Genomic DNA, 9489 nt, shown 5'->3' on the forward strand with positions numbered 1-9489 from the left:
GCGTCTATGGCGTAGCGGCGATCGTGGCCGGGACGGTCGGTGACGTAGGTGATCTGTTCGCTATACGGCTTGCCGTCGGCGCGCGGCCGAAGTTCGTCGAGCAGGCTGCAAACGATGTGCACGATGTCGAGGTTGGGTTTTTCGTTCCAGCCGCCGACGTTGTAGGTCTCGCCGGTGCGGCCCGCGTCGAGTACCCGCCGGATGGCACTGCAGTGGTCGGTGACGTACAACCAGTCGCGAATCTGCTGGCCGTCGCCGTAGACCGGCAAGGGTTTGCCGGCGAGCGCATTGACGATCATCAGTGGAATCAGCTTTTCCGGGAAATGGTAGGGTCCGTAGTTGTTCGAACAGTTGGTGGTCAGCACCGGCAGCCCATAGGTGTGATGGTAGGCGCGGACCAGGTGGTCGCTCGCCGCCTTGCTTGCCGAATAGGGGCTATTCGGCTCATAGCTGTGGCTTTCGCTGAAGGCCGGTTCATCCTTCGCCAGCGAACCATAGACCTCGTCGGTCGACACGTGCAGAAATCGGAAGCCTTGCTTGGCCGCGTCCGGCAGCGCGCTCCAGTAGCCGCGCGTGGCTTCGAGGAGGTGAAAGCTGCCGACGACGTTGGTCTGGATGAAGTCTTCCGGACCATGGATCGAGCGATCGACGTGCGACTCGGCGGCGAAGTTGACGATTGCGCGCGGCTGGTATTGCGACAGCAGGCTGCTGGTCAGTTTGCTGTCGCCGATGTCGCCGTGCACGAAGATGTGCCGTGCGTCGTTGGCCAGTGACGCGAGGTTCTCGCGATTGCCGGCGTAGGTCAGCTTGTCTAGGTTGATGACGGCCTCGTCGCTCTGCGCCAGCCAGTCGAGAATGAAGTTGGCTCCGATGAAGCCGGCGCCACCTGTAATCAGAATCATCTGTCGACCTTTCAAATATCGCCAGGGTTGAACAAGAGGTGACGATTGCCCGTCACCAGGGGCCGCCGAAGCCTGGAATCATCTGCCGTAGCTGTCTTGCAGGCGGACAATGTCATCCTCGCCCAGATAGCTGCCGGATTGGACTTCGATCATTTCAAGGTCGATCTTGCCCGGGTTTTCCAGACGATGGACCACGCCAAGCGGAATATAGGTCGACTGGTTCTCCGCGAGCAACAGCGTTTCGTCGCCGCGCACGATCACGGCAGTGCCCTTGACGACGACCCAGTGTTCGGCACGATGATGATGTTTCTGCAAGCTGAGGCTCGCGCCAGGCTTTACCAGGATGCGTTTTACCTGGTAGCGCGGGGCCTGGGCCAGTCCTTCGTAGCTTCCCCAGGGGCGATGCACGATGTGCCGGAATTCGGTCTCGACGCGGTCTGAGCGCTTCAGCGCCTCGACCAGCGCCTTGACCTCCTGCGCTTTCGCCTTGTCGGCCACCAGTACCGCATCCGGTGTGGCGACCACGATCAGATCGCTGACCCCGACGGTGGCGACCAATCGTCCTTCCGACAGCAGGATGGAGTTGCGGGTATCGATGCTGATCACATCACCGCGCCGGGTGTTGCCCTCATCGTCGGCTTGGCCGAGCGTGGCCAGCGCGTCCCAGGCGCCGATGTCGCTCCAGCCGGCATCGAGTGGAATGACGACGCCACGGTCGGTCTTTTCCATCACCGCGTAGTCGATCGATTTCGACGGGCTGGCCACGAAAGCGGCGTGATCGAGGCGGATGAAATCGAGGTCGCAGCGGTCGCTGGCCACCGCCGCCGTGACGCACTCGCGGATTCCGGGCGCATAGCGGTCGAGTGCCTCGAGGTAGGTGTCGGCGCGGAACAGGAACATGCCGCTGTTCCAGAAGTACTCGCCCGCATCGAGGTAGCCCTGTGCGGTCTCGACATCGGGTTTTTCGACGAAACGATCGAGCGCGTAGCCACCGGCGACTGCCTCGCCGCGACGGATGTAACCGTAGCCGGTTTCCGGGCGATCGGGCACCACGCCAAAGGTGACCAGGGCGCCAGCGCGTGCGTGCGGGATTGCCGCTGCAACGGCTTCCTGAAAAGCTGTGACGTTGGCGATGACATGATCCGAGGGCAACACCAGAAGCAGCGGCGCTTCCTTCTCATCGCCGTCACCAATCGCATGCACTGCGGCCGCCGCGACCGCCGGAGCGGTATTGCGTGCTGCGGGTTCGAGCAGGATATCGGGCTTCAGGCCGATCTCGTGAAATTGTTCGGCGACCAGAAAACGGTGGTTCTCGTTGGCCACGGCGATGGCCACACCCAGCCCGGCGATCCCTTCCAGGCGACGCAGCGTGTTCTGGAGGAGCGAGAACTGATCCACCAGGCGGAGAAACTGCTTCGGGTAATGCGTTCGCGACAGCGGCCACAAGCGGGTGCCCGAGCCTCCACAGAGGATCACCGGACGAATCACAGACGAGGTCATTTGGAGCATCTCCAATCGGGGCAGTCTTGCCGCCAAGAGGTTTGAGGAGGCGGCATTATAGCGCCGTCGGTTTCGGCCAGCGGTGGGCGGGACTGGCTGCGAGCGGTGCGAAAAAACAAGCTCCCGCCGCTACCGCGCGGGTGCCAGGCGGACCGCTGCAGCTGCCATCTCCTATAATGCGCTCTTCCCGCTTGTTGCCCATCTTCCGGACCATTGGCTCACCGATGCGTATCCTACTGGTAAAAACCTCGTCGCTCGGTGACGTAATCCACAATCTGCCGGTGGTCACCGATCTGCGGCAGAGCTTTCCTGACGCACATATCGACTGGTGTGTCGAGGAGGCATTTGTCGATATTCCGCGTCTTCATCCGGCCGTCGACGAGATCATTCCGGTGGCTATCCGGCGCTGGCGCGACAATCTCTGGCGCTTCGCCACCTGGCGCGAAATTCGCGACTTCCGGCGACGAATCGGCAAAAAAAACTACGACGTCGTTCTCGATACACAGGGTCTGCTGAAAAGCGCGTTGATCAGCCGACAAGCCCACGGTAGGCGCTGTGGCTACGCGGCCGAGGCCGCACGCGAACCCATCGCGGCGCGCTTCTACGACACCACCTTCGTCCTGCCGCGCAATGTCCACGCCGTTCAACGCAACCGCTGGTTGGCTGCCGCAGCTTTCGATTATCCGGTCGACCTGCCGCTCGATTACGGCATCTCGCCGCCGCCCATTGAACCCGTTGATACCGCTTGGCTGTCCGCGGACCATCTCGCGGTTCTGCTGACGGCGACCAGTCGTGACGACAAGCTGTGGGACGAAGCGCACTGGTCTGCGGTTGGCCAGGCGATGGTCGCGCGCGGGCTAACGCCTCTTCTGCCCGCCGGCAGCGCGCGCGAGAGACAACGAGCCGAGCGAATCGCCGCTGCTGTGCCGGGTGCCGTCGTGCCGCCGCCGCTGACGCTGCCCATGCTGGCCGCACTGATCGCTCGGGCAAAGCTGGCAATTGGTGTCGATACCGGCCTCGCCCACCTCGCGGCGGCCTTGCGCGTGCCGACCATCGCGCTTTACATCGCCACTGAACCTGCGCTGACCGGCGTCTACGGCACCGGTTTCGTGCGCAATCTCGGCCGCACCGGTGCCGCACCGTCCGTTCAGGAGGTGTTGACGGTCGCCGAGCAGGCGCTGCGCTGATGGCCCGCCTTGCTTACTCGCTGCTTTTCTACCTGGCCATGCCTCTGATCTGGCTGCGGCTGCTCTGGCGAGCGCGAAGGCAACCCGAGTACCTCCAGCACCTGGGCGAACGCCACGGTTTTTACGCACGGTGCCCACGACGGCCTCTGATCTGGCTGCACGCGGTCTCGGTCGGCGAGACCCGCGCGGCGGAACCGCTGGTGGCCGCGCTCCTACATGACTATCCGGAGCACAGTCTGCTGCTGACCCACATGACGCCGACTGGCCGGGCAGCCGGTAGTGATCTGCAGCTCAGGTACCCGGAGCGGCTGACGCAGTCCTACCTGCCTTATGATTTGCCGGACGCTTGCGGGCGCTTCCTCGATCACTTCCGGCCGCAGATCGGCTTGCTGATGGAGACCGAGTTGTGGCCAAACCTGATCGCGGCGGCCAAAAAACGGCAACTGCCACTGGCGCTGATCAACGCTCGCCTGTCGGCACGTTCGCAGCGCGGCTATGCCCGGCTGCGGGCCCTGATCCAGCCGGCACTCGCGTCGCTGAGCGCCGTCGGCGCCCAGACCGAAGCTGACGCCAATCGCTTGCGACAGATTGGCGCGTGCCAGCCGAGCGTCTGCGGCAATCTGAAATTCGATAGTGCACCGCTACCCGAAAAACTGCAGTTGGGAGAGCAATGGCGGCAGGCCATCGGGCCGCGGCCGGTGTGGCTGGCTGCCAGTACGCGCGAAGGAGAGGAAGCGCTGATCCTGGAAGCTTTCACGTCGATCGCTATTCCCGAGATGTTGTTGGTGATGGTGCCGCGTCACCCGCAGCGATTTGCCGAAGTCGCCCGGCTAATTGCCGGGCGCGGGCTGGTGAGCCGCCGAAGAAGTTCGGGAACGCTGCCGACGAGCGAGACGCAGGTCTGGCTCGGCGACAGCATGGGTGAAATGATGGCCTACTACGCGCTGTCGGATCTGGCGCTGATCGGCGGCTCGCTGCTGCCCTTTGGCGGACAGAACCTGATCGAGGCGGCAGCCTGTGGCTGCCCCGTCCTGCTCGGTCCGCACAGCTTCAACTTTGCCCAGGCCAGCGAAGATGCCATCGCCTGTGGCGCTGCTCGCCGGGTTGTCGACGCCGGCGAGGCGGCTGCGGTCGCCGGCGAACTGCTGAAGCAGCCGGCGCAGCTGCGGGCGATGCGTGCTGCGGGGCTGGCCTTCAGTCAGGCGCACCGCGGCGCCACGGCGCGCACCGTGGCACTGATCGAGCCGTTCATGGCGCTTCGAAGAGGGTGTTGATCTGCTCCAGATCACCCTCGGCGAGCGAGCCGACGGCCGCTTTCAGCCGCAGCTGGGCGAGCAGGGTATCGAAGCGCGCTTTGGCAAGGTCTCGCCGGGTGACGTAGACCTGATTCTCGGCGTTGAGCACGTCGATGTTGATCCGTACACCCACTTCGTAGCCGAGGCGGTTCGATTCGAGGGAGCTGAGACTCGACACCAGCGCCGCTTCCAGCGCCCGTACGCCGGCGAGGCCGTTGACCACCCCCAGGTAGGACTGGCGTGCGCCGAGTGCGGCGCTGCGCTTGGCATTGTCCAGTGATGCCGCCTCGACATCACGTTTGGCAATCGCTTCGCGGGTCTTCGAGTTGACGGAACCGCCCTGAAATAGCGGGATGTTGAGCTGCAGGCCAACCTGCCTTGTGGTGTTATCGATCGAACCGACGCCAAATTGGCCGGGACCGTTGTTCTGGTTGTAGTTGGCGACCGCATCGAGGGTCGGGTAATGACCGGCCCGGCTGATTTCGATCGCCTTGGCCGCCGCCTCGGTGGCCGCCTGCTGCGCCTGCACGACGAAGCTATCGCGCTCGGCAGCCTCGACCCATGGTTCCATGCTCGCCGGTTGTGGCGGTGTCATGACTGCTTTCGGCTTGAGCCGATTCAGTTCGCCGGGGTTCTTGCCAATCAGCACACGGAGCGCATAACGCTTGACTTCGAGCTCGCTCTCGGCAGCAATTTCCTGCGCCGTTGCCAAGTCGAAGCGCGATTGCGATTCGTAGGTATCGGTGACCGTCGCGGTGCCGACCTCGAAGTTCTTCTTCGCTTGCGCCAGTTGCTGCGCAATCGCGGTCTTGTTGGCCTGAACGGCGCGCAGGTTTTCGATCGCGAACAGCTCGTCGAAGTAGGCTTGTGCAACGCGCAGAATGAGGTCTTGCCCCGCCTGCGCGAAGTTGGCCTCGGTCTGCATGACCAACAGCTTCGACTGGTCGTATTGCACGAAATTTTGCCAGCGGAACAAGGGTTGGGTCAGATTGACGCCGTAACTGTGATTGTTGTACTTGTTGCTATACGAGCTACTGAGGGTGTCGACGTTGACCTTGTAGCGGGTGTCGTTCCAGTAGCTGTTGCCCGTGGCCGCAATGGTCGGCAGAAGGCCGGCCAGCGCTTGTGGTTGCTTCTCGCGTCCGGCGACGGCGCTGGCGCGTGCTGCCGTGTACTGGGCGTCGTAGGTCAGCGCATCGCGATAGACCTGGAGCAGATCGGTAGCAAAGGCGGGAATTGCGGAGAACAGGCCGGCCAGCAGCAGACTGAACCTTCCGGGACCAAGTTTCACAGGCATGATGCTAGCCCTCTTTCAATACTTGCGCATCGCCGGATCGACGTCGCGCGCCCACGCATCGACGCCACCGGTGAGGTTGTAGATCGAACTGAAGCCCTGGCGTTCGAGAAAGTTGCCCACCTGCAGGCTGCGCACACCGTGATGGCAGATCACCACGATGTCGGCTTCGCTGTCGAGCTCGCCCAGACGGGTCGGCACGGTCTGCATCGGCAGCAGCATCGAGTCGGCGAGGTGGCAGAGCTCGTACTCCCAGGGCTCGCGCACGTCGAGCAAGAGCGGTCGTCGCGGCGACTCTGAGTCGGCAGGGTTCGCCGACGGTGTACTTGGCGTCAGCCACTCTGCCAACTGGACTGCCGAGAGCTGTTGCATTGCCTCGATCCGCAGTCAGAAGACGAAGCGCTGACGTTGTTTTTTGGTGGTCAGCGGCGCGACCACGGTCTCGAAGAGATTGATCGTGTTGAACGCCTGCTCGCTGGTGCGCGTAATCAGGCGTGCCTGCATCGCCGGCGCCTCGCCGATGAATACCGCGAGGCGGCCGCCGATCTTCAATTGCTGCAGAAAAGCCTCGGGAAGTTCGGACAAGGAACCCGAGATGACGATCACGTCATAGGGCCCCGGATCGGGCCAACCCTCGGAAGCGTCGCCAGTTGCTACAGTGACGTTGGCGACACCCGCTCGTTCGAGGTTTTGCCGAGCCCTCTCGGCGAGCTGCGGATCAATCTCGACACTGTAAACGTACTCCGCTTTTGCCGCCAGTAGCGCTGCCATATGGCCGCTACCGGTGCCGACTTCCAGCGCAATGTCGGTGTTCCTGAGCGCCACCTCCTGGAGAATGCGTGCCTCGATCTTCGGTTGGAGCATCGTCTGGCCATTGCCAAGCGGCATTTCGATGTCGGCAAACGCCAAAGTCCGGTGTGCGGCGGGTACGAAGTCTTCACGTCTTACCGCGGCCAGGAGCCCGAGCACCTCCGGATCCAGCACTTCCCAAGGACGGATTTGTTGCTCGATCATGTTGAAGCGAGCTTGTTCCATATCCATAGCCATCTCCACCGCAGTCATAGCATTCCTCGTCACAGTAATCATATTAGCACGATCTAATATTCTATCGCCAAGCCAAAATTATACCCGTCTATCGGCAATGGGTCGCGTCGGAGCCCTGGTCGCCACGCCTCGTCAAACACGCAATAGACTGCCGGCGTTAGCGCCGCGAATCGCTTTTCGCCGTTGTCCTGTGGCGTGCCGTCCGAAGTGTCGACATTCGTCAGGGACGCAAAAACGGCGCCCCGAGGCGCCGTTTTGGGTCACATAGACCGGCCGACCATAGCGCTAGGCGGCGGCAAGTCCCTTGATCTGAGCCGACAGGCGGCTCTTCTGGCGGGCAGCCTTGTTCTTGTGGATGATGTCCTTGTCGGCAATGCGGTCGATTACCGCTACCGATTGCTGGAAGATGCTCTGCGCTGCAGCTTTGTCACCAGCGCCAATTGCCTTCTGCACACGCTTGATGGCGGTACGCAGAGTCGAGCGCAGGCCCGCATTGTGGGTGCGCTGCTTGACGGCTTGGCGGGCACGCTTGCGAGCTTGTGCGCTATTGGCCATGAATGTGGGTTCCTATGAAAAACTGCTGATGACGTCGAAAGGCGAGGATTGTACAGAGTCAGGCCTGGTGAAGCAAGCGGCAGCCCGACCAGGGGTGGTTTTTTTCGCCGACGAAAGAAAATCCGGCGGGAAAAGAAACGGGCGCCAGGCGCCCGATTCTTCTGCGACAAAGACAAAAGCCAATCAGAAGCTGTGCATGAGGCCGGCGCCGAGCGTGTAGTTGCTCTCGTTCGCGGCACCGATCTGGCCCGGGACAATGATTGTCTGACCAGGGACGATCACGTGCTTGTTGTTATCGAAGTAGCTATAGGCTGCGTAGACCGCGGTGCGCTTCGACAGCGGATAGGTGTACATCGCGCCCGCGCCCCAGCTGCTTCCATCGGCAACATTGCGGCGATCGGTGGTCACCTTGCCATAGCTCAATGCGGCGGTGCCAGGGCCGACCGGAGCGCTGACGCCAAGTGTCCAGAGATCGCTGTCGTCTACACTGCCGGCGCCGACGAGATTGTTCTTGTTGTCGAGCGCCTGGTAGCTGGCGAAGACTTTGGCAACCTTGAAGTCATAGTTGCCACCGATATACCACTCGTTGATATCCTTGCCCATGCCGGCCGGGTTCGGGTAGGCGATGTTGACGTTCTGACGGGTCTGATAAACCAGGTCGACGTTAACCGGGCCGTTGGCGTAGTTGAGGCCGAGGCCGCCCTTGCCGTTGTCGGAGGTGCTGGCGTTGTTCAAGCCGCCAAGATTGCTCTCACCGAAGCCGTAAATGGCGCTGAAAGTCAGGCCGGAGTAGTTGTTGCTGGTGTAGGTGACGGAATTATTGAAGCGAGCCGGGCTGTTCGGGGTGACGGTATAGCCATTAAGTGCGCTGAGGCTTGACTGAATGGCCATGTCGGTTGCGTCAAGCGCGTCGTTGCGGGCTGCAGCGTTGAAGCCCGGCGAATACTGACGGCCAAGGGCGACGGTGCCGAGCTTGGCGCTCGACAGGCCGACGAACTGCTGGCGCGCATTCAGGCCACCGGTACCGAGACCCTGGTTGGTGTCGATATCCAGCCCGTACTCAAGCGTGAACACCGCCTTGAGGCCGTTGCCGAGCGCTTCTTCGCCCCGGAAACCCAGACGATTGCCGGCGGCAATGCCGGAAGCGATGCCGCTGAACTTGTTTGTGCCCATGCCGGGACCGGCGCTACCTGAACTGTAAACGTAACCGGCATCGACGACACCGTAGACGGTGACGTTGGTCTGGGCCGCAACGGCTCCGGAAACCAGGCTGCCAATTGCCAGTGCGATAAGCTTCTTGTTCACTTGGGTAATCTCCTGTAGGTCCTGCAATCACAAAACCGAAATCTGCTGCGCTATGCTGATTGGCTGGGCGGCGAAGCTCTTGAGCCATCGACCAGAAGTTTGGCAGAGCGCTTTTACAGCAGCAAGCGTGACGAGCGTAATCCCGGTGCGGCGACATCGGCGCGTTGTATTTGCGCCACAGTTGGGCGTGCGTGCTGTGGGGTCGAAGGCGTCGATCGCCGCCCACGGCTTTTTTGCGCTGCGGTCCCGGCCCATCGGGCGAGGTCTACGCACCCACGCACGCGCGGCTGCGGCCAATCGCAACCGAATCAGCGCTGCTTGCCTCTGAGCGCAGGGCGGCGGCGGCGGGCGGCGCGGCAGCAAAAAAAACGGGCGCCGAAGCGCCCGTTTCAGGAAGCAAGTGACCG

General features: G+C 62.4%; 10 protein-coding genes. 2 read left to right on the forward strand and 8 right to left on the reverse strand.

Annotated elements, in window-relative coordinates; genetic code table 11:
* The coding region (rfbB, locus tag RUW20_RS14995) for a dTDP-glucose 4,6-dehydratase (protein ID WP_313953036.1) at nucleotides 1-902 on the reverse strand (902 nt) is incomplete at its 3' end.
* A gap of 78 nt (nucleotides 903-980) precedes the next feature.
* A complete protein-coding gene (locus tag RUW20_RS15000; RefSeq protein WP_313953037.1) occupies nucleotides 981-2402 on the reverse strand; it encodes a mannose-1-phosphate guanylyltransferase/mannose-6-phosphate isomerase in 1422 nt (473 codons plus the stop codon).
* A 224-nt stretch (nucleotides 2403-2626) separates the two neighbouring features.
* Between RUW20_RS15000 and waaC the strand changes: the two genes are divergently transcribed.
* Both waaC and waaA read left to right on the forward strand, forming a co-directional pair.
* A complete protein-coding gene (gene waaC / locus RUW20_RS15005; RefSeq protein ID WP_313953038.1) occupies nucleotides 2627-3589 on the forward strand; it encodes a lipopolysaccharide heptosyltransferase I in 963 nt (320 codons plus the stop codon).
* Complete coding sequence (gene waaA / locus RUW20_RS15010; RefSeq protein ID WP_409559374.1) at nucleotides 3589-4863, forward strand: lipid IV(A) 3-deoxy-D-manno-octulosonic acid transferase; 1275 nt, start codon at nucleotides 3589-3591, stop codon at nucleotides 4861-4863. The genes waaC and waaA overlap by 1 nt, the downstream gene beginning before the upstream one ends.
* Here the strand turns inward: waaA and RUW20_RS15015 are convergent.
* The 6 genes from RUW20_RS15015 to RUW20_RS15040 form a co-directional block, all read right to left on the reverse strand.
* On the reverse strand, nucleotides 4838-6181 hold the full coding sequence (locus RUW20_RS15015; protein ID WP_313953039.1) for a TolC family outer membrane protein: 1344 nt from the start codon (nucleotides 6179-6181) through the stop codon (nucleotides 4838-4840). The two genes, waaA and RUW20_RS15015, sit on opposite strands and share 26 nt — an antisense overlap.
* 15 nt (nucleotides 6182-6196) lie before the next feature.
* On the reverse strand, nucleotides 6197-6550 hold the full coding sequence (locus tag RUW20_RS15020) for a rhodanese-like domain-containing protein (protein ID WP_313953040.1): 354 nt from the start codon (nucleotides 6548-6550) through the stop codon (nucleotides 6197-6199).
* Nucleotides 6551-6565: 15 nt separating this feature from the next.
* Nucleotides 6566-7219, reverse strand: coding sequence for a protein-L-isoaspartate O-methyltransferase (locus RUW20_RS15025; RefSeq protein WP_313953041.1), 654 nt, complete (start codon nucleotides 7217-7219; stop codon nucleotides 6566-6568).
* Between the two features lie 288 nt (nucleotides 7220-7507).
* The gene (gene rpsT / locus RUW20_RS15030) at nucleotides 7508-7777 is read right to left on the reverse strand and encodes a 30S ribosomal protein S20 (protein WP_313953042.1); all 270 of its coding nucleotides are present in this window, start codon (nucleotides 7775-7777) and stop codon (nucleotides 7508-7510) included.
* Between the two features lie 183 nt (nucleotides 7778-7960).
* Complete coding sequence (locus RUW20_RS15035; RefSeq protein ID WP_313953043.1) at nucleotides 7961-9082, reverse strand: porin; 1122 nt, start codon at nucleotides 9080-9082, stop codon at nucleotides 7961-7963.
* 27 nt (nucleotides 9083-9109) lie between these two features.
* On the reverse strand, nucleotides 9110-9489 hold a 380-nt coding region (locus RUW20_RS15040; RefSeq protein WP_313953044.1), incomplete at its 5' end, for a hypothetical protein.

Source organism: Accumulibacter sp., assembly GCF_032229525.1.
Lineage (GTDB): Bacteria > Pseudomonadota > Gammaproteobacteria > Burkholderiales > Rhodocyclaceae > Accumulibacter.

What these genes read in the sequence shown, in the direction of transcription:
- RUW20_RS15000 (WP_313953037.1), bottom strand. Translation starts at nt 2,402, where the DNA reads ATGACCTCGTCTGTGATTCGTCCGGTGATCCTCTGTGGAGGCTCGGGC.
- waaC (WP_313953038.1), top strand. Translation starts at nt 2,627, where the DNA reads ATGCGTATCCTACTGGTAAAAACCTCGTCGCTCGGTGACGTAATCCAC.
- waaA (WP_409559374.1), top strand. Translation starts at nt 3,589, where the DNA reads ATGGCCCGCCTTGCTTACTCGCTGCTTTTCTACCTGGCCATGCCTCTG.
- RUW20_RS15015 (WP_313953039.1), bottom strand. Translation starts at nt 6,181, where the DNA reads ATGCCTGTGAAACTTGGTCCCGGAAGGTTCAGTCTGCTGCTGGCCGGC.
- RUW20_RS15020 (WP_313953040.1), bottom strand. Translation starts at nt 6,550, where the DNA reads ATGCAACAGCTCTCGGCAGTCCAGTTGGCAGAGTGGCTGACGCCAAGT.
- RUW20_RS15025 (WP_313953041.1), bottom strand. Translation starts at nt 7,219, where the DNA reads ATGGATATGGAACAAGCTCGCTTCAACATGATCGAGCAACAAATCCGT.
- rpsT (WP_313953042.1), bottom strand. Translation starts at nt 7,777, where the DNA reads ATGGCCAATAGCGCACAAGCTCGCAAGCGTGCCCGCCAAGCCGTCAAG.